The sequence below is a fragment of the Pseudoxanthomonas sp. GW2 genome, from assembly GCF_000283075.1.
Lineage (GTDB): Bacteria > Pseudomonadota > Gammaproteobacteria > Xanthomonadales > Xanthomonadaceae > Pseudoxanthomonas.
The window spans coordinates 34,534-51,471 of sequence record NZ_ALIP01000044.1 but is presented as its reverse complement, the minus strand read 5'-3'; the positions used below and the strand labels follow the sequence as shown (position 1 = coordinate 51,471).

The 16,938-nt window shown below is 71.3% G+C and carries 19 protein-coding genes; 13 read left to right on the top strand and 6 right to left on the bottom strand.

Going from position 1 to position 16,938, the window contains the following annotated elements; genetic code table 11:
* Nucleotides 1-151: 151 nt before the first annotated feature.
* A complete protein-coding gene (locus tag B351_RS0103935) occupies nt 152-787 on the top strand; it encodes a glutathione S-transferase N-terminal domain-containing protein (RefSeq protein WP_026010333.1) in 636 nt (211 codons plus the stop codon).
* 48 nt (nt 788-835) lie between these two features.
* Nucleotides 836-1,276 carry a ClpXP protease specificity-enhancing factor gene (locus B351_RS0103930; RefSeq protein ID WP_026010332.1) on the top strand — a complete coding sequence of 147 codons (441 nt, stop codon included), beginning with the start codon at nt 836-838 and terminating at the stop codon, nt 1,274-1,276.
* A gap of 39 nt (nt 1,277-1,315) precedes the next feature.
* Here B351_RS0103930 and B351_RS0103925 read toward each other — a convergent pair whose 3' ends face one another.
* The 4 genes from B351_RS0103925 to B351_RS0103910 all read right to left on the bottom strand — a co-directional run bounded on the left by B351_RS0103925 (nt 1,316) and on the right by B351_RS0103910 (nt 3,976).
* Nucleotides 1,316-1,669: a DUF3301 domain-containing protein gene (locus B351_RS0103925; protein WP_019397749.1), complete on the bottom strand. Its 354-nt coding sequence runs from the start codon at nt 1,667-1,669 to the stop codon at nt 1,316-1,318.
* 38 nt (nt 1,670-1,707) lie between these two features.
* Nucleotides 1,708-2,775 (bottom strand): DUF2272 domain-containing protein, encoded by a 1,068-nt coding sequence (locus tag B351_RS0103920; RefSeq protein WP_019397748.1) that lies wholly within the window; start codon nt 2,773-2,775, stop codon nt 1,708-1,710.
* A gap of 62 nt (nt 2,776-2,837) precedes the next feature.
* Complete coding sequence (nadC, locus tag B351_RS0103915; protein ID WP_019397747.1) at nt 2,838-3,710, bottom strand: carboxylating nicotinate-nucleotide diphosphorylase; 873 nt, start codon at nt 3,708-3,710, stop codon at nt 2,838-2,840.
* A complete protein-coding gene (locus B351_RS0103910; RefSeq protein ID WP_019397746.1) occupies nt 3,707-3,976 on the bottom strand; it encodes a Trm112 family protein in 270 nt (89 codons plus the stop codon). The genes nadC and B351_RS0103910 overlap by 4 nt, the downstream gene beginning before the upstream one ends.
* 57 nt (nt 3,977-4,033) lie before the next feature.
* Here B351_RS0103910 and purE point away from each other — a divergent pair, with 57 nt between their 5' ends.
* Together purE and B351_RS0103900 are read left to right on the top strand one after the other, a co-directional pair.
* Complete coding sequence (gene purE / locus B351_RS0103905) at nt 4,034-4,558, top strand: 5-(carboxyamino)imidazole ribonucleotide mutase (protein ID WP_019397745.1); 525 nt, start codon at nt 4,034-4,036, stop codon at nt 4,556-4,558.
* A 10-nt stretch (nt 4,559-4,568) separates the two neighbouring features.
* Nucleotides 4,569-5,720, top strand: a complete 1,152-nt coding sequence (locus B351_RS0103900) for a 5-(carboxyamino)imidazole ribonucleotide synthase (RefSeq protein WP_039730836.1) — start codon at nt 4,569-4,571, stop codon at nt 5,718-5,720.
* A gap of 16 nt (nt 5,721-5,736) precedes the next feature.
* On the opposite strand, the gene B351_RS0103895 is transcribed toward B351_RS0103900, so the two are convergent.
* Nucleotides 5,737-6,312 (bottom strand): superoxide dismutase, encoded by a 576-nt coding sequence (locus B351_RS0103895; RefSeq protein ID WP_019397743.1) that lies wholly within the window; start codon nt 6,310-6,312, stop codon nt 5,737-5,739.
* A gap of 109 nt (nt 6,313-6,421) precedes the next feature.
* Between B351_RS0103895 and grxD the strand changes: the two genes are divergently transcribed.
* The 5 genes from grxD (at nt 6,422) to ppnN (ending at nt 12,977) form a co-directional block, all read left to right on the top strand.
* Nucleotides 6,422-6,742, top strand: a complete 321-nt coding sequence (gene grxD, locus B351_RS0103890) for a Grx4 family monothiol glutaredoxin (protein ID WP_019397742.1) — start codon at nt 6,422-6,424, stop codon at nt 6,740-6,742.
* A complete protein-coding gene (locus tag B351_RS0103885; protein WP_026010329.1) occupies nt 6,739-7,497 on the top strand; it encodes an SDR family NAD(P)-dependent oxidoreductase in 759 nt (252 codons plus the stop codon). Before grxD ends, B351_RS0103885 begins: the two co-directional genes overlap by 4 nt.
* On the top strand, nt 7,494-8,093 hold the full coding sequence (locus tag B351_RS0103880; protein WP_019397740.1) for a YhgN family NAAT transporter: 600 nt from the start codon (nt 7,494-7,496) through the stop codon (nt 8,091-8,093). Before B351_RS0103885 ends, B351_RS0103880 begins: the two co-directional genes overlap by 4 nt.
* A gap of 220 nt (nt 8,094-8,313) precedes the next feature.
* Complete coding sequence (locus tag B351_RS0103875) at nt 8,314-11,469, top strand: carboxypeptidase regulatory-like domain-containing protein (protein ID WP_232207886.1); 3,156 nt, start codon at nt 8,314-8,316, stop codon at nt 11,467-11,469.
* Nucleotides 11,470-11,594: 125 nt separating this feature from the next.
* On the top strand, nt 11,595-12,977 hold the full coding sequence (ppnN, locus tag B351_RS0103870; protein WP_019397738.1) for a nucleotide 5'-monophosphate nucleosidase PpnN: 1,383 nt from the start codon (nt 11,595-11,597) through the stop codon (nt 12,975-12,977).
* On the opposite strand, the gene B351_RS0103865 is transcribed toward ppnN, so the two are convergent.
* Nucleotides 12,959-14,032 (bottom strand): sensor histidine kinase, encoded by a 1,074-nt coding sequence (locus B351_RS0103865; RefSeq protein ID WP_019397737.1) that lies wholly within the window; start codon nt 14,030-14,032, stop codon nt 12,959-12,961. The two genes, ppnN and B351_RS0103865, sit on opposite strands and share 19 nt — an antisense overlap.
* 182 nt (nt 14,033-14,214) lie before the next feature.
* Between B351_RS0103865 and B351_RS0103860 the strand changes: the two genes are divergently transcribed.
* Genes B351_RS0103860 through B351_RS0103845 form a run of 4 tightly spaced genes read left to right on the top strand, consistent with a single transcriptional unit; the run spans nt 14,215 to nt 16,926 of the window.
* On the top strand, nt 14,215-14,745 hold the full coding sequence (locus B351_RS0103860) for a GspH/FimT family pseudopilin (RefSeq protein WP_019397736.1): 531 nt from the start codon (nt 14,215-14,217) through the stop codon (nt 14,743-14,745).
* Nucleotides 14,742-15,308 (top strand): type IV pilus modification protein PilV, encoded by a 567-nt coding sequence (gene pilV / locus B351_RS0103855; RefSeq protein WP_019397735.1) that lies wholly within the window; start codon nt 14,742-14,744, stop codon nt 15,306-15,308. Before B351_RS0103860 ends, pilV begins: the two co-directional genes overlap by 4 nt.
* Nucleotides 15,305-16,300: a PilW family protein gene (locus tag B351_RS0103850; protein WP_019397734.1), complete on the top strand. Its 996-nt coding sequence runs from the start codon at nt 15,305-15,307 to the stop codon at nt 16,298-16,300. Before pilV ends, B351_RS0103850 begins: the two co-directional genes overlap by 4 nt.
* A complete protein-coding gene (locus tag B351_RS0103845; RefSeq protein ID WP_026010326.1) occupies nt 16,297-16,926 on the top strand; it encodes a PilX N-terminal domain-containing pilus assembly protein in 630 nt (209 codons plus the stop codon). Before B351_RS0103850 ends, B351_RS0103845 begins: the two co-directional genes overlap by 4 nt.
* Nucleotides 16,927-16,938 lie beyond the last annotated feature (12 nt).

Below are 16,938 nucleotides of genomic sequence, written 5' to 3'. Positions count from 1 at the left end.
TCCCCCCTCCAGGGTTCGCAGCCAAGGCCGGGTCTCCCCCGGCCTTGCGCTTTTTGGCGCCGGAACGGCACACTCGGGGGATTATCACGACCGGCGGCGAGGGGCCGCCGGCGTTGGTGCGACCGGCGGAGCCCGGTCGTCGGAGGCCCAGATGGCAGCGAGCGTGCGCATGCGCAATACCCTGACTTTGTTTTCCTCCGTCGATGACGTCCTGTGTCATCGAGTACGCCTGGTCCTGGCGGCCAAGGGCGTGACCTACGACCTGGTGGCGGTGGATGCCCAGAACCCGCCCGAGGACCTGATCCACCTCAACCCCTACCACTCGGTGCCCACCCTGGTGGAGCGCGAGCTGGTGCTGTACGCCGCCTCGGTGGTCAGCGAATACCTGGACGAGCGCTACCCGCACCCGCCGCTGATGCCGGTGGACCCGCTGTCGCGCGCGCGCCTGCGCCTGGCGATGCTGCGCATCGAGCACGACTGGGTGCCGCAGGTGCAGGCCATCCAGCTGGGCAACAAGCAGCAGGCCGAGGCCGGCCGCAAGCGCCTGCGCGAGCTGCTGACCGAGTCGCTGCCGCTGTTCAAGGCCAGCAAGTTCTTCCTCAACCCCGAGATGAGCCTGGCCGACTGCGCCATGGCCCCGATCATCTGGCGCCTGCCGGCGCTGGACGTGCCGCTGCCGAAGGACGGCAAGGCCATCGAGGACTACGGCAACCGCATCTTCCGCAACCCCGGTTTCGCCCGCAGCCTCACCGAGCAGGAACGGAAGCTGCGCGACCTTCCGGTCTGAACGGCGCCGCGGCGGCCCCCGGCCGCCGCGGTCGCGTAGACTGTCCGCATGAGCGACGACGTCCCCCGCATGACCTCCTACCGTCCGTACCTGCTGCGGGCGCTCACCGAGTGGATCAACGACAACGGCATGACCCCGCACATCCTGGTGGATGCGTCGGTGCCGGGGGTCCAGGTGCCGCCGGGTGCGGTGCGCGACGGCAAGGTGGTGCTCAACATCGCCGACCGCGCCGTGGTCGGCCTGCACATCGACAACGCCTGGATCGGCTTCACCGCGCGCTTCGGTGGCGTCAGCCAGCCGGTCAGCGTGCCGGTCAGCGCGGTGCTGGCGGTGTACGCGCGCGAGACCGGGCAGGGCATGGTCCTGCCCGAGGACACCGGCCTGCCACCCGATGCGGCGAGCGACGAGCACGACGGCCCGGACGACACGCCCCCGGCGCCGGAACCGCCGCCGGCCGGCAAGCGCCCGCACCTGCGGGTGGTCAAGTAAGCCCGATGCACGCGCCGGCCCTTGGCCGGCGCGGCCGTTTCAGTCCTGCAGGCCGGCGCGGCCGCGCGCAGGCAGGGGAACGACCGTGGCCCCGGACGAGGGCCCGGTGAACGACACCAGGCGCCCGCCGCGCAGCACCAGCCGTCCGCTGTGGCGGTCGGTGCCGTCGTGCGAATAGTCGAAGCGGAAGGTGCGCTCCAGGCCAAGCCAGCCGTCCTCGCGCCGGTACAGGCGCAGGCCGGCGGCGTGCACGCTGTGGTCCAGCCATTGCACGCCGGCGGCGGCGCAGGCATCGCGGCCGAGGGCCTCGGCGCGTTCGGCCGCCGCGCGCGCCGCGTTCCAGAACGCGACCATCGCGGCGCCGGCAATCATCAGCAGGATCAGGCTGGGCATGCGCGGACTCTAGCCCAGCGCCGCCGCGTGCGCACCGGTCAGTCGCCGTCCGCGGTGGCGTCCGGTGGCGTGGATCCGGATGCGGGCGCGGCAACGGGTTCCGGTCCAGCCGCCGGTGCCGGTGCGGGCGTTGCCGGCACCGGCGGGGCGCCGGACCACAGCGCATCCAGTTCCGCCTGCGTCCGCAGTTTCAGCAGCACCGCCCAGTCGCGCCGGTTGAGGCTGCAGGCCTCCGGGCGGGCGGGGCCGCAGGCGGCCGCGGGCATGGTGCCGTCGTAGTCGGCGCCGGCGGTCTGGCCGGCGCCGACAAGGCCGGCGACGCTGCGCTCCAGGCGTCCGGTGCGATCCAGCGGCAGCTGGCGCATCACCACGGAATTGAGCACGTTGCCGCCGATCGAATAGAGGGTGCGGTCGCCGCCGGGATTGGCCGCGACCACCACCTCGCAGTGCGACTGCCGCGGCAGTGGCCCGCTGCCGGACAGGCCGGCGCGCAGTCCCGCGGCGCCCCGGCCCTCGTCGTTCCCGCGCAGGAAGCACAGCAGGTCGCCCGGCGCGGGCTTGTCCGCGAACGGATCGGCGTAGCGGTACGGGCTGTGCTCCGGATCGCGGTAGGCCTGGGCGATGTAGTCCATGTGCCGCGGCGAGGCAGCGAAGTTCGGCACCCCGGCGCGGCGCACGACCCAGGAGACGAACGCCGCCGACCAGGGGTGGTCGAGCAGGAAGGCGCGGCAGTCGCTGTCGTAGTGGCGGTCGCCCGGCGGCAGGAAGCAGCTGGGGGCGCCGGGGAGCGCGCCCATCTGCGCCAGGGTGCCGCTCTCGCGCCAGTAGCGCGCGACCTGCTGCCAGGCCGGGGTGGCATCGTCCGCGAGCCGGGTGCGGTCGCCTTCGCCCAGGGCCAGCGCGATCACCCGGCCCTCGCTGTCGATGAAGGGCCGGTACCACAGCCGGTACTCTTGGCAGGCGACCCGGGCCACCGCCGCAGCGGTGCGCTCGACGCCATAGCGCGGTGGCAGGTCGCAGGCCTCGACCGCGGCGCGGGCCGGCGCCGGGGCCAGGAGCAGCCCGGCCAGGGCGAGCAGGATCAGGCAGGGGAGGTTGGGGCGCATGCGGACTCCTTTCCCGTGGCCCCGAGGTTAGCCGCTGGCGGTGGGCGCGGCGTGACCGCGGCTCAGGCGGGCGGCGGGCCGAGCTTGAGCGACAGGTCGATCGCGCGCACGTGCTTGGTCAGGGCGCCGATGGAAATGAAGTCCACGCCGTCCTCGGCGATCGCGCGCAGGCCTTCCAGGCCGACGCTGCCGGAGACCTCCAGCGGGATGCGGCCGGCGAACGGCGCCGAGCGGGCGATGCGCACCGCCTCGCGGCGGGTGGCGGCGTCGAAGTCGTCGACCAGGATGCGGTCGCAGCCGGCTTCCAGCGCCTCGCGCAGCTCGTCCAGGGTTTCGACCTCGACGATCAGCGGCAGGTCGGGCCGCGCCGCCCGCGCGGCCTGGATCGCGGCGCCGACCGAACCGGCCACGCGCACGTGGTTCTCCTTGAGCATCACCGCGTCGTACAGGCCCATGCGGTGGTTGCCGCCGCCGCCGGCGCGCACCGCGTACTTCTGCGCCTGGCGCAGGCCGGGCAGGGTCTTGCGGGTATCGAGGATGGTGGTGCCGGTGCCGCGCACGGCCTCGACGTAACGGGCCGTCACCGTGGCGGTGCCGCTGAGGGTCTGCATGAAGTTGAGCGAGGTACGCTCGGCGCTCACCAGCGCCCGGGTGCGGCCATGCAGGACGGCCAGCACGGTGCCGGCGGCCACGCGCTGGCCCTCGGCCACGTGCCATTCGATGCGGACCTGCGGGTCGAGCACGCGGTGCGTGGCCTCGAACCAGGGGCGGCCGGCGACGACCGCGTCTTCCTTGCACAGCAGGTAGGCCCGCTCGGGCTGGTCCGGCAGCAGGGCGGCGGTGGCGTCGCCGTCGCCGATGTCCTCGGCCAGGGCGCGGCGCACGTCCTCCAGCACCACCGCTTCCGGGGGCGGGAGCAGGTCCGGCCGGCTCATGCCGGCGGGAAGTCGGCCACCTGGGCCGTGGCCAGGGCTTCCTCGACCAGCAGCACCGGGATGCCGTCCTCGATCCGGTAGACGTGGCGGCGGTCGCGGGTGACCAGGGCCTCGCGCAGCGGTTCGCGCTGCGGCGTGCCGTCGGCGCGGCTCACCTGGCCGGCGGCGATGGCGCGGTTGAGCGCTTCCAGCCCGCGCGACTCCAGCAGGGCCAGCGGCTGGCGGGTGTCGGGCGAACAGAGCAGGTCGAGCAGCTTGCGGTCCATGGCATTCGGTCGGGGAGCGGAGGCGGCTAGAATACGGCCTTGCCACCGAGGACGGCCATGCCAGCCCAGCCCAATCCGCCCGCGCCCACCGCCGCCGCGCCCCTGGTCGGCGTCGTGATGGGTTCCCGCTCCGACTGGGAGACGATGCAGCACGCCGTGCAGAAGCTCGAGGCCCTCGGGGTTCCGCACGAAGTCCGCGTCGTGTCCGCGCATCGCACCCCCGACGTGCTGTTCGAGTACGCCGCCAGCGCCCAGGCGCGCGGCCTGCGCGCGATCATCGCCGGCGCCGGTGGTGCGGCCCACCTGCCGGGCATGCTCGCCTCCAAGACCCCGGTGCCGGTGCTGGGCGTGCCGGTGCAGAGCCGCGCGCTCAACGGCCTGGATTCGCTGCTGTCGATCGTGCAGATGCCGGCCGGCATCCCGGTCGCGACCTTCGCCATCGGCAACGCCGGCGCCGCCAATGCCGGCCTGTTCGCCGCGGCGATGCTGGCCGCCGACCATCCGGACATCGCCCGCGCGCTGGAAGCTTTCCGCCAGCGCCAGACCGAGGACGTCATGGCCAATGACGACCCGCGGCAGTGAGTCGCCGCGCATGAGCCGTCGCCAACGCGTGGGGATCCTCGGGGGCGGGCAGCTGGCGCGGATGATGGCGCTGGCCGGCCTGCCGCTGGGGCTGCAGTTCAAGGTGCTGGACCCGGCCGCCGACGCCTGCGCCGGCGAGTGCGCGCCGCTGCTCAACGCCGCGTTCGACGATGCCGCCGCGCTGCAGGCGCTGGCCGGCGAGGTCGACGTGGTCACCTTCGATTTCGAGAACGTGCCGGCCGACAGTGCCCGTGCCCTGGCCGGCAAGGTGCCGGTGTTCCCGGCGCCGGATGCGCTGGCCGTGGCCCAGGACCGCCTGGCCGAGAAGACCCTGTTCCGCGAACTGGGCATCCCGGTGCCGGCGTTCGCCGCGGTCGACAGCCGCGAAGGGCTGGAGCGCGCGCTGGACGAGGTCGGCGTGCCGTGCATCCTCAAGACCCGCCGCCTGGGCTACGACGGCAAGGGCCAGTTCCGCATCCGCAGCCACGCCGACGCCGATGCCGCCTGGGAGGCGCTGGGCGCGCAGGCGGCGCGGGTAGGCTTGATCCTCGAGGCCTTCGTGCCGTTCGACGGCGAGGTCAGCGTGGTTGCCGTGCGCGGCCGCGACGGCGAATTCCGCGCCTGGCCGCTGACCGCCAACTGGCATGTCGACGGCGTGCTCTCGGCCAGCCTGGCGCCGGCGCCGGTGCCGGCCCGGGTGCAGGACACCGCGCTTCGCTACGCCCGCCTGCTGGCGGAGAAGCTGGGCTACGTCGGCGTGTTCGCGCTGGAGCTGTTCCGCCGCGGCGACCAGCTGCTGGCCAACGAAATGGCGCCGCGCGTGCACAACTCCGGGCACTGGACGATCGAGGGCGCGGAGACCTCGCAGTTCGAGAACCACCTGCGCGCCGTGCTGGGCCTGCCGCTGGGCAGCACCGCGATGCGCGGCCATGCCTGCATGCTCAACTGGATCGGCGCGATGCCGGACGCGGCCGGCGTGCTCGGCCAGGCCGGCGGCCACTGGCACGACTACGGCAAGGAGCCGCGCGCAGGGCGCAAGGTCGGCCATGCCACCTTCCGCGCCGACACGCCGCACGCGCTGGCCGATGCGCTGGAGGCCGCCGGCGCGGCGCTGGAGCAGCAGGCGCAGGTCGTGCCGGTCGTGGCCCTGCTGCGCGGCTGAGCCGCGCCGTGGCCGGTCAGCGCAGGCGGCGGGCCACGGCCTCCCAGTCCACCACCTTCCAGAAGCCGGCCAGGTAGGCGGCGCGGTCGTCCTGGTGGTCCATCCACCAGGCGTGTTCCCACAGGTCGCAGGCCAGCAGCGGGGTGTCGCTGCCGGTGGCCGGGGTGCTGGCGCCGCGGGTGACCAGGATGCCGGGGCTGCCGTCGGGGCGCTGCACCAGCCAGGCCCAGCCGGGCCCGGGCTGGGCCAGGGCCATGCGCTCGAACTCGGCGCGGAAGCCGGCGAGGTTGCCGTAGCGGCGTGCCAGCAGGTCGGCCAGCGCGCCGCGCGGTTCGCCGCCGCCGCGTGGCGACATGCAGCTCCAGTAGAAAGCGTGGTTCCAGGCCTCGGCGGCGGCCTCCGCCAGCCGGCCCTGGGCCCGGCGCAGCAGCTCCGGCAGCGCCAGCGCCTCCAGCCCGGAGCCAGGCAGCAGGCGGTTGAGCGCCTCCACATGCTCGCGGTGCACGCCACGGTGCGCTTCCAGCGCGGCGGCGGAAACATGGGGCTCCAGCGCGGTGCGCGCGTAGGGCAGGTCGGGCAACTCGAACGGCATCGGGGGACTTTCCGGGGGAGGCGCGGCGTCGGGGCGGCCGCGCTGGGATTACAATTGCAACTTCAGTGTAGCCGACGGCCGTCCAGGCCCCGGCGTCAGGAGACTCGCAATGGCGGTGATGGATCGCATCCAGGCCGAGGTCGAGAGCCGGCCAATCGTGCTGTTCATGAAGGGCACTCCGGCGTTCCCGATGTGCGGGTACTCGGCCCGCGCGGTGCAGGCCCTGCAGGCCGCCGGGGCCAAGGACCTGCACACGGTCAACGTGCTGGAGGAGCCGGAGATCCGCGCCAACCTGCCGCGCTATTCCAACTGGCCGACCTTCCCGCAGCTGTTCCTGCACGGCGAGCTGATCGGCGGCTGCGACATCACCCTGGAGCTGCTGGAGTCCGGCGAGCTGCAGCGGATGGTCAGCGAAGCGCAGACGCAATGAGCCTGGTTGGTCTTCCCGTGGCGGCGCCAAGGCCGCTGGCAGGTCGTGTCGTGCTCGTGGCCGGTGCCCATGGCGGGCTGGGCAGCGTGGCTTCCCGTGCCTGCGCCGAAGCCGGCGCCACCGTGGTCCTGCTGGGCCGCAAGCTGCCGCGGCTCAACCGCGTGTACGACGCCGTCGCCGCGGCGGGCCCGGAGCCGCTGCTGTACCCGCTGGACCTGGAGGGCGCCACGCCGGACGACTACGCCGAGCTGGCCGGGCGCATCGAGGCCGAGCTGGGCCGGCTGGATGGCATCCTGCACTGCGCCGCCGAGTTCCGCGGCCTGACGCCGCTGGAACACCAGGACCCGGCCCAGTTCGCCCGCGCCATCCACGTCAACCTGACCGCGCCGTGGTGGCTGCTGCAGGCCTGCCTGCCGCTGCTGCGCCAGGCGCCGGACCCGGCGGTGGTGCTGGCGGTGGACGACCCGGCGCGGGTGGGGCAGGCGTACTGGGGCGGCTACGGCGTGGCCCAGCACGGGCTGCACGCGCTGCTGCGCATGCTGGCCGCCGAGCTGGCCAACGACCCGGTGCGCGTCTGCGGCCTGCAGCCGGGGCCGATGCGCACCCCGTTGCGCGCCCGCGCCTACGCCGACGACCTGGCCGCCGACCTGCGCGATCCGCAGGCCTATGCCGAGCGCTGCGTCATGCTGCTCTCGGCCGCAGGCAAGGACTACCGCGGCCGGGTGCTGGCCGGGCTGGAGGGGGTGCCGGCATGACCATCATGTCCGCGGCCCTGCTGCTGTTCCTGATCCTGGATCCGCTGGGCAACGTCCCGGTGTTCCTCAGCGTGCTCAAGCCGCTGGCGCCGCAGCGCCAGCGCAAGGTGCTGGTGCGCGAGCTGCTGATCGCGCTGGCCGTGCTGATGCTGTTCCTGTGGTGCGGCAAGTACGCCCTGGAGCTGATGCACCTGCGCCAGGAGTCGGTCTCCATCGCCGGCGGCATCGTCCTGTTCCTGATCGGCATCCGCATGATCTTCCCGCGCCCGGAAGGGCTGATGGGCGAGATCCCGGACGGCGAGCCGTTCATCGTGCCGCTGGCGATCCCGCTGGTGGCCGGCCCCTCGGGCATGGCCGCGGTGATGCTGATGGGCAGCCGCGAGCCGGACCGGCTGTGGGAGTGGAGCCTGGCGCTGTTCCTGGCCTGGGCCGCGACCGCCGCGATCCTGCTGGCCTCGCCGTTCCTCTACCGGCTGCTCGGCCGGCGCGCGCTGACCGCGGTCGAGCGCCTGATGGGCATGCTGCTGGTGGCCATTTCGGTGCAGATGCTGCTGGACGGCGTGGCCGTCTACCTGGCCCAGGTGGCGGCCGCTTGATCGGTCGCCGGGCGGCGGTTTCGTCGCAAACCATGCTGCGACGCAGTAAAAATTTGTAATGAAACCGTCACAGTACGCATCTACCATGTTAACCTAGTGTTAACCGCGCGCAGCGCCGCGCGCGGGGAAGCCATTGATCCTATTAGCCCTTGTTCGGGCTGAAACTTTTTCCGCCACCCTCCCGAGGCCTTTAGCCATGACCGACCACCGTCGACCCCGGATGTCCAAGCTCGCCCTTGGACTGGTCGCCGCCCTCGCTGTTGCTCCTGCGTTCGCCCAGAGCACTTCCTCTGGTGTCGCCGGTACTGTTACCTCCACCAGCGGCCAGCCGGTCGCCGGCGCCGAGGTGACGATCGTCCACGTCGAGTCCGGCACGGTCAGCCGCGCCACCACCGACGCCAACGGCCGCTACACCGCGCGCGGCCTCCGCCCGGGTGGCCCGTACACCGTCACCATCACTTCGGCCCAGGGCACCACGACCGAGGAAGGCGTGTACCTGGAGCTGAACAAGGTCGGCACCGTCAACGCCGCCCTGGGCAACGTGACCGAGATCGCCGCCGTGCAGGTGACCGGTTCGCGCCTGCTGGACACCTTCAACCCGGACAACAAGGGCGTCAGCACCTCCATCAGCGGCCGCCAGCTCGAGACCGCCGCCGCCGGCAACCGCTCGCTGGACGACTTCGCCCGCCTCGACCCGCGCCTGTCGGTCGACGCCGGCACCGGCGCCATCTCCGCCGCCGGCGTGAACAACCGCTTCAACGAGATCCAGGTCGATGGCATCTCCCAGGGCGACCCCTTCGGCCTGAACGCCAACGGCATGCCGTACACCGGCTCGCCGATCTCGATCGACACCATCGCCGCGTTCGACATCGCCGTCACCGACTACGACGTGGCCTTCAGCACCATCGGCGCGCAGATCAACGCGGTCACCAAGTCGGGCACCAACGAGCTGCACGGCTCGGCCTACTACGCGTTCAAGGATGCCGACAGCATGATCGGCAAGCGCGACGGCAAGCGCTACACCGGCTTCGACAAGGACAGCACCAAGGGCTTCACCCTGGGCGGCCCGATCGTCAAGGACAAGCTGTTCTTCTTCGTGTCGGCCGAGAAGCAGGAAGTGACCGCGATCGGCGGCACCGACTCCGACGGCCTGAGCACCGGCGCCGTGACCCAGCAGCAGGTCAACGACGTGATCGACGCCGCCACCCGCCTGGGCCTGTTCCCGGGCGCGTACATCGGCGCGATGGACCTGGAGAACGAGCGCTTCCTGGCCAAGCTGGACTGGAACATCAACGACTACCACCGCGCCAGCCTGACCTACCAGCGCACCGAGGAGGTCAAGCCGAACCCGTACAACCAGTCGGGCAACCGCGTGGTCCTGTCCAGCCACTGGTACAACTACGACAGCCTGACCGAGAACACCTCGCTGCAGCTGTTCAGCGACTGGTCCGAGAACTTCAGCACCGAAGCCAAGATCAGCTACCAGAAGTTCGACCAGGAGGCGGCCGCGTTCACCAACCAGCCGCACGTGGAGGTCTACACCGGCACCGCCACCAGCGGCCCGGCGATCTTCCTGGGCGAGGACAAGTACCGCCACGAGAACGCGATCTCGACCAAGAAGCTGACCGCCTCGCTGTTCGGCAACTGGTACCTGGGCGACCACGTCGTCAAGGGCGGCTTCGAGTACGTCGAGAACGACGTCTACAACATGTTCGGCCGCGACCTGCACGGCGTGTACCAGTTCACGCTGGCCAACTTCCTGGCCTGCGCCGACGGCAGCACCCCCTGCAACTACTCGCGCTACGACCTGCGCACCCCGGCCCCGGGCTACGGCCTGGAGGACGTCCCGGGCGCGGTGACCATCAGCACCTTCAGCCCGTTCGTGCAGGACACCTGGCAGGCCACCGACAAGCTGTCGCTGACCTACGGCGTCCGCGTCGACATCCCGAAGGAAGACCACGCCCCGCTGTACAACGCGGCCTTCGAGGAAGCCTTCGGCTACCGCAACAACCACCGCCTGGGTTCCAGGAACAAGGTCGTGCAGCCGCGCGTGGCCTTCAATTACCTGCTGAACGAGGAGCAGTTCATGCAGGTGCGCGGTGGCTTCGGCCTGTTCCAGACCAAGCCGCCGGCGGTGTGGCTGAACAACCCGTACCAGAACAACGGCCTGACCGTCTACGCGTACAACACCTCCAACCCGGCCACCGCCCCGTTCAGCCCGGATCCGTACAACCAGAACGTCCCGGGCAACGGCTCGGCGCCGCAGATGGCCGTCGACACGCTTGATCCGGACTTCAAGCTGCCGACCGCGTGGAAGGCCAACCTGGGCTTCGACGCCGCCCTGCCGTGGTGGGACCTGGTCGCCACCGTCGAGCTGCAGTGGATCAAGAACAAGGACGCGATCCTGTACCTGGCGCCGAACATCGGCACCCCGAACGGCACCCTGCCGGACGGCCGCGCCTCGTACTGGGTGAACGGCTTCACCACCAGCAGCTCGGCCAGCGGCAAGAACCACGGCAGCAACCGCGCGTTCACCACCAACTCGACCCTGCTGACCAACACCGACAAGGGCGGCTCGCGCGCCATCACCTTCGCCCTGGACAAGAAGTTCAGCGACGGCTGGTACGCCAACCTGAGCACGACCTTCACCAAGGCCGAGGAAGTGAACCCGGGCAACAGCTCGCAGGCCTCGTCGGGCTACAGCTACGTCGCCCGCGTGGACCACGAGAACGTGGTCTCCAGCACCGCCGACCGCACCATCGCCACCCAGGTCAAGCTGGCCGTGGGCTGGGAGCACGCGTTCTTCGGTGACTACAAGACCAGCATCACCGCGTTCTACAACGGCCACGACGGCATGCCGTACAGCTGGACCTACGGCACCGACGTGAACGGCGACGGCGACTCCAACTACGACCTGGCCTACATCCCGCTGCGCGAGAACGACCCGTACGTCAGCTACGGCAACGCCACCGCCGAGCAGATCGAGGCCTTCCACAAGTTCATCGACGGTGACCGCTACCTGTCCAAGCACCGCGGCGAGATCGCGGAGCGCAACGGCGCGCGGATGCCCTGGGTGAACCAGCTGGACGTGTCGATCCAGCAGGAGCTGCCGGGCTTCTTCAGGGAGCACAAGTCGATCGTCCGCCTGGACATCTACAACTTCCTGAACCTGCTCAACAAGGACTGGGGCGTGACCAACTACATCGACAACGGTTACAGCACCCGCCGCCTGGCCTACGTCAACGGCATCACCGACGACGGCAAGTACATCTACGGCCTGAACACCGCTTCGCTGGTGCCGTACGATGGCAAGGGCCTGCCGAGCCGCGCGGTGTCCCGCTGGGGCGCCATGCTGACCCTGAAGTACCAGTTCTGATGGCTGCTGCTTCAAGGTGACACGGAAACGGCCGGGGCAACCCGGCCGTTTCCTTTTGCGCGGTGGTGCGGCGCCCGGGGCTGCGCTAGAGTCGCCGACCGGTTTGCCACACTCGCAGGACCCCGATGAACGAGCCCGCCACCAGCACCCTCCCGGTCCAGGACGCCAGGATCTACCCGCGCGGCGGGCTGGACGTGCTGTCGCGGACCGAGGTGGCGCGGTTGCGCGACGCCTCCAGCGGCGGCATGCACGAGCTGCTGCGGCGCTGCGCCCTGGCGGTGCTGACCAGCGGCAGCGCCAGCGACGACCCGCGCGCCGCGCGCGACCTGTACCCGCACTTCGACATCCAGGTCACCCAGCAGGACCGCGGCGTCCGCATCGACCTGCAGAACGCGCCGGCGATGGCCTTCGTCGACGGCCAGATCATCCGCGGCGTGGCCGAACTGCTGTTCGCGGTGGTCCGCGACCTGGCCTGGACCGCGATCGAGCTGGGCCCGGAGTACGCGACCGAGCTGGAGAGCTCCGAGGGCATCACCGACGCCGTGTTCGGCCTGCTGCGCAACGCCCGCGTGCTGCGCCCGGCCGAGCCCAACCTGGTGGTGTGCTGGGGCGGCCACTCGATCTCGCGCGACGAGTACCTGTACACCAAGCAGGTCGGCTACGAGCTGGGCCTGCGCGGCCTGGACATCTGCACCGGCTGCGGCCCGGGCGCGATGAAGGGCCCGATGAAGGGCGCCACCATCGCCCACGCCAAGCAGCGCAAGACCCACACCCGCTACATCGGCATCACCGAGCCGGGGATCATCGCCGCCGAGTCGCCGAACCCGATCGTCAACGAGCTGGTGATCATGCCGGACATCGAGAAGCGGCTCGAGGCGTTCGTGCGCATGGCCCACGGCATCATCGTGTTCCCCGGCGGCGTGGGCACGGCCGAGGAAATCCTGTACCTGCTGGGCATCCTGCTGCGCGAGGAGAACGCGCACGTGCCGTTCCCGCTGATCTTCACCGGCCCGACCATCGCCGCGCCGTACTTCGAGCAGATCGACCGCTTCATCCGCCTGACCCTGGGCGAGGCGGCCACCTCGCGCTACGAGATCGTGATCGGCGACGCGCCGGAGGTGGCGAAGAAGATGTTCGCCGGCATCCGCCAGGTGCGCGAGGCGCGCATCGCCCACAAGGACTCGTTCTACTTCAACTGGGGCCTGTCGATCCCGCTGGAGTTCCAGCGCCCGTTCGTGCCCACCCACGAGGCCATGGCCGCGCTGGACCTGCACCACGGGCGCCCGGCCTCGGCGCTGGCCGCGGACCTGCGCCGCGCCTTCTCCGGCATCGTCGCCGGCAACGTCAAGGAAGAGGGCATGCGCCGGATCGAGCAGCACGGCCCGTTCGAGATCCACGGCGCGCCGGACATGATGCAGGCCCTGGACGGGCTGCTGCGCGCCTTCGTCGAGCAGCGCCGGATGAAGATCGCCGGCGAGTACCGGCCCTGCTACCGCGTGGTGGCCTGAGCCGGGTCGTCTGCCCCGGGTCCGGGCGCGGGCAGGTACAGCACCGCCACGTGGCGGCCGCCGCTGGCGTGGGTCTCCACCCCGCCGCGGTCGCCGGTCAGCGCCTGCACCCGCGCGCGCACCGAGCTCAGCCCCACCTGGTGGCCGTGGGTGGCCGGCCCGGCCGCGGACGGCAGGCTGTTGCTGACCGTGACCCGCACGCCCGAACCGGTGGAGACCACCACGATCCGCACCTCGCCGCCGCGGGGCGAGCGCTCGATGCCGTGGCGGATCGCGTTCTCCACCAGCGGCTGCACCGACAGGGTCGGCACCGGCACCGCCGGCAGCACCGCCGGCACCTCCCACTTCACCTGCAGGCGCGGGCCGAAGCGCAGCTGCTCGATCTCCAGGTAGCGGCGGGCCAGCGCCAGTTCGTCCTCCAGCGGGATCGTCGGTGGCCCGGCCAGGGCGGCGCGGAACAGGTCGGACAGGTCCAGCAGTAGGCGCTCGGCCTCGCCCGGGCGCTCGCGCACCAGGGCCACGCCGGTGTTGAGGGTGTTGAACAGGAAGTGCGGCCGGATCCGCGCCTGCAACGCCTCCAGCTGCGCCTGCTTGGCCTGCACCGCCAGCTGGGTGGCGCGCCAATGGTGGTAGAACACGGCCAGGCCCAGCAGGCCCACGCACAGGGTCAGGCCGGCCATGCGCGGCAGGCTCCAGCCCGGCGGCACCGGACTAGGCACCACCAGCGCCACCAGCGCCTGGGCGATGGCGTGCACCAGCCAGCTGGACAGCACCAGCAGCAGCAGGGCGATCCCGGCCACGTGCAGCGGCCGCAGCCGGGCCAGCAGGCCACGCACCAGGTATAGCGCGGCCAAGGCCAGCAGCAGGGTCCACTGCACCATCAGGCAGGCCAGGCCGAAGTACACCCAGCGGTCGGTCAGCGGCGGCTGGGCGATGGCCAGCAGGGCGGCCACGCCCATGCCGGCGACCACCGCCCAGACGATCGCCGGGGCGCGCCATAGCGCGTCCAGCGGCGGATCGGGTTGCGGGGCAGGGCGGCCGGACGGTGCGGGCATGCGGGCATGATGCCTTGCCACGGGCGGCGGCGGGAGCCGCCGCTGGTTCCCGGGTTCGGGCCGCTCGTCGGTTGCGGCTAGAGGCTGCGGGCATGCTCCGCTAAGTTGCGTTTGCATCCAACTTGGGGAAATCGGGCATGCATCCTTCGCATGGGCGATTGGTCCGGCGGCGCGGAACCCGCTTGCGTGCGCGGCCGGGGGGCTTCTCGCTGATCGAACTGATGGTCACCCTGGCGGTGCTGGCCATCGTGGCCGCGCTGGCCGTGCCCAACTTCGCCGTGGTGATGAACGGCAACCGCCTGACCAGCCAGGCCAACGAGCTGGTGGCCGACCTCCAGCTGGCGCGCACCGAGGCGCTGCGCCGCAACCGCACCGTGCGCCTGTGCCGCAGCAGCGACGGCGCGACCTGTGCCACCGGCAACGGCGAATGGACCGGCTGGGTGGTGCAGGCCTCCGGCGCGACCCCGGAGCTGCTGCGCACGACCGCGGTCAAGAGCCAGCTGAAGATCAAGACCCCCAGCGGGGTCAACAGCGTGGACTTCCGTCCCGACGGCCTGGCCCGCAATTCCAGCGGCGGCCTGCTGTCGACCACCTTCACCGTGTGCATGCCGACCAACCGCCCGCGCGAGAACCTGCGCCGGGTGGAACTGGCCGGCGGCAGCCGCCTGAACGTGACTGCCGCGGCGCATACCACGCAGGGAGCCTGCCCATGATCCGGATCCAGACCGCCGCCGGCACGCGTGCCGGGCGCCGGCCGGGCCCGCGCTGGCGCCGCCAGGCGGGCGTGAGCCTGCTGGAGGTGATGATCTCGGTGCTGATCCTCGGGATCGGCCTGCTGGGCATCGCCGCGATGCAGGCCACCGCCCTGCGCAACGGCCAGAGCTCGCTGGAGCGCACCCAGGCGGTGATGCAGACCTACGCCATCCTCGACGTGCTGCGCGCCAACCGCACCAACGCCATCGCCGGCTACTACAACACCAGCGGCATGCAGTGCACCCCGGCCAACCCGGACGCCTCGCTGCCGGCCGGCCAGCAGTCCGCCCAGGGCGAGCTCAACGTCTGGCTGGTCGCGCTCAAGACCAGCATGGGCCAGGCCGGGGACACCACCACCTGCGCCAACGTTGCCTGCGCGGGCAATGCCGTCGGCGGCGGCACCTGCACCGTCACCATCCAGTGGGACGACAGCCGCGGCAGTACCGCCAACGCGAGCGGCCAGGCAAGCGAGACCGGCGAAGGCAGTTCCACCCGCCAGGTCGTCACGGTGAGCGCCCTATGAAACCCGTCAACCGCATCCCCCGCGGCGCCGCGCGCGCCCGCCAGGCCGGCGTGAGCCTGATCGAACTGATGATCGCCCTGGTGCTGGGCCTGCTGGTGGTCGGCGCGGCCATCGGCGTGTTCATCTCCAACAAGGCGACCTACCGCAGCACCCAGAACCTGGCGCGCATCCAGGAGAGCGCGCAGGTGGCGTTCGAGCTGCTCTCGCGCGACATCCGCGAGGCCGGCGCCAATCCCTGCGACGCCACCCTGGCGCCCGCCAACATCACCACCGCCGCCGCCACGGCCACCCCGGACGGCGCCGACTGGTACCTGGCCGTGGACTACCCGCTGTACGGCTTCGAGGACGGCGGCCCGACCCACGTCTCGGGCACGGACGTGATCCAGATCCTGCGCCCCGGCGACGACCTCCGCGGCCTGACCGCGGACCTGGCCTCCGGCGCCACCAGCGTGACCGTCGCCCCGGCGACCCCGCTGTTCAAGAGCGGCGACCCGGTGATGATCTGCGACATGCGCGTGCTGGCCGTGTTCCGCGCCAATGGCGACAGCACGGCCGGCGGCTCCCTCAGCTTCGCCTCCGGCGCCGGCACGAACTCGTGCGATTACTTCCCGATGCCGAACACCGGCACCTGCGCCGGCGCGGCCACCGCCTACGCCTTCCCCAAGCTCTCCTCGGTCATCTCCCTGCAGGGCGTGCGCTGGTTCCTGCGCGACCCCGACGGCAACCCCGACAACGGCTACTCCCTGTACCGCCAGGTCAACGGGGCCGCCGCCGAGGAAGTGGTGCAGGGCGTGGCCAACCTGCAGTTCCACTACCTGACCGATGCCGGGTACGTGAGCGCCTCCGTCCTGACCACCGCCGCCGACTGGCGCAACGTGCGCGCCGTGCGGATGACCCTGGTCCTGCGCGAAACCGAGCGCACGGGCACCGGTGGCCAGCACCTCACCCGCGTCGTCGAGAACGTCGTCGCCCTGCGGAACCGCGTGCTATGAAACAGCCCCTTGCCTTCCCCTCGCGCCAGCGTGGCGCTTCGCTGGTCGTCGTGCTCGTCCTGCTGCTGGTCATGACCCTCCTGGGTCTGGCCGTGCTCCGCGGCACCCTGCTGGAAGAGCGCATGAGTGCCAACATGTTCGACCGCAGCCTGGCCTTCCAGCAGGCCGAGTCGGCGCTGCGCGAGGCGGAAGAGAAGGTCCGCGCCGCCGTCGTGGCCAATGGCAACGGCTGGGTGATCGGCATCAAGTGCGGCAACGACCCGGCCAAGGGCGGCATCACCGGGATCGACGATTCCAAGTGCGGGATGCCGGCGACCGCGTATACCGGCGGAACGACCTGCACAGGAAGCAGCCTGACCAGCGACTGCTGGTTCAATGCGACCGACCAGCTAGGCACCGGGAACAAATCGGCCGGCGCGCCCCAGTACTACGTGCAGTACATGGGCTTGCGTGACAGCCATGACGAACTGGGCCTCGGTTCCAGCGCCGGATCGATGCAGTACGGCGGTGGTGGCGGATCGGTGGTGCAGGAGGCCATGTACAGGATCTTTGCCCGCAGCCACAACCCCTCCACGAACGGGGATCGCGCCGTGGTCGTGCTGCAAGCCAACGTGGTGGCCAAGTGATGAATTCGATGA

Coding starts and splice junctions, on each gene's coding strand:
- B351_RS0103875 (WP_232207886.1), top strand. CDS start 8,314: ATGTCCAAGCTCGCCCTTGGACTGGTCGCCGCCCTCGCTGTTGCTCCT.
- B351_RS0103845 (WP_026010326.1), top strand. CDS start 16,297: ATGAAACAGCCCCTTGCCTTCCCCTCGCGCCAGCGTGGCGCTTCGCTG.
- B351_RS0103925 (WP_019397749.1), bottom strand. CDS start 1,669: ATGCCCAGCCTGATCCTGCTGATGATTGCCGGCGCCGCGATGGTCGCG.
- B351_RS0103910 (WP_019397746.1), bottom strand. CDS start 3,976: ATGGACCGCAAGCTGCTCGACCTGCTCTGTTCGCCCGACACCCGCCAG.
- B351_RS0103865 (WP_019397737.1), bottom strand. CDS start 14,032: ATGCCCGCACCGTCCGGCCGCCCTGCCCCGCAACCCGATCCGCCGCTG.
- B351_RS0103920 (WP_019397748.1), bottom strand. CDS start 2,775: ATGCGCCCCAACCTCCCCTGCCTGATCCTGCTCGCCCTGGCCGGGCTG.
- B351_RS0103930 (WP_026010332.1), top strand. CDS start 836: ATGAGCGACGACGTCCCCCGCATGACCTCCTACCGTCCGTACCTGCTG.
- B351_RS0103850 (WP_019397734.1), top strand. CDS start 15,305: ATGAAACCCGTCAACCGCATCCCCCGCGGCGCCGCGCGCGCCCGCCAG.
- nadC (WP_019397747.1), bottom strand. CDS start 3,710: ATGAGCCGGCCGGACCTGCTCCCGCCCCCGGAAGCGGTGGTGCTGGAG.
- B351_RS0103895 (WP_019397743.1), bottom strand. CDS start 6,312: ATGCCGTTCGAGTTGCCCGACCTGCCCTACGCGCGCACCGCGCTGGAG.
- grxD (WP_019397742.1), top strand. CDS start 6,422: ATGGCGGTGATGGATCGCATCCAGGCCGAGGTCGAGAGCCGGCCAATC.
- B351_RS0103935 (WP_026010333.1), top strand. CDS start 152: ATGGCAGCGAGCGTGCGCATGCGCAATACCCTGACTTTGTTTTCCTCC.
- pilV (WP_019397735.1), top strand. CDS start 14,742: ATGATCCGGATCCAGACCGCCGCCGGCACGCGTGCCGGGCGCCGGCCG.
- B351_RS0103885 (WP_026010329.1), top strand. CDS start 6,739: ATGAGCCTGGTTGGTCTTCCCGTGGCGGCGCCAAGGCCGCTGGCAGGT.
- purE (WP_019397745.1), top strand. CDS start 4,034: ATGCCAGCCCAGCCCAATCCGCCCGCGCCCACCGCCGCCGCGCCCCTG.
- ppnN (WP_019397738.1), top strand. CDS start 11,595: ATGAACGAGCCCGCCACCAGCACCCTCCCGGTCCAGGACGCCAGGATC.
- B351_RS0103880 (WP_019397740.1), top strand. CDS start 7,494: ATGACCATCATGTCCGCGGCCCTGCTGCTGTTCCTGATCCTGGATCCG.
- B351_RS0103900 (WP_039730836.1), top strand. CDS start 4,569: ATGAGCCGTCGCCAACGCGTGGGGATCCTCGGGGGCGGGCAGCTGGCG.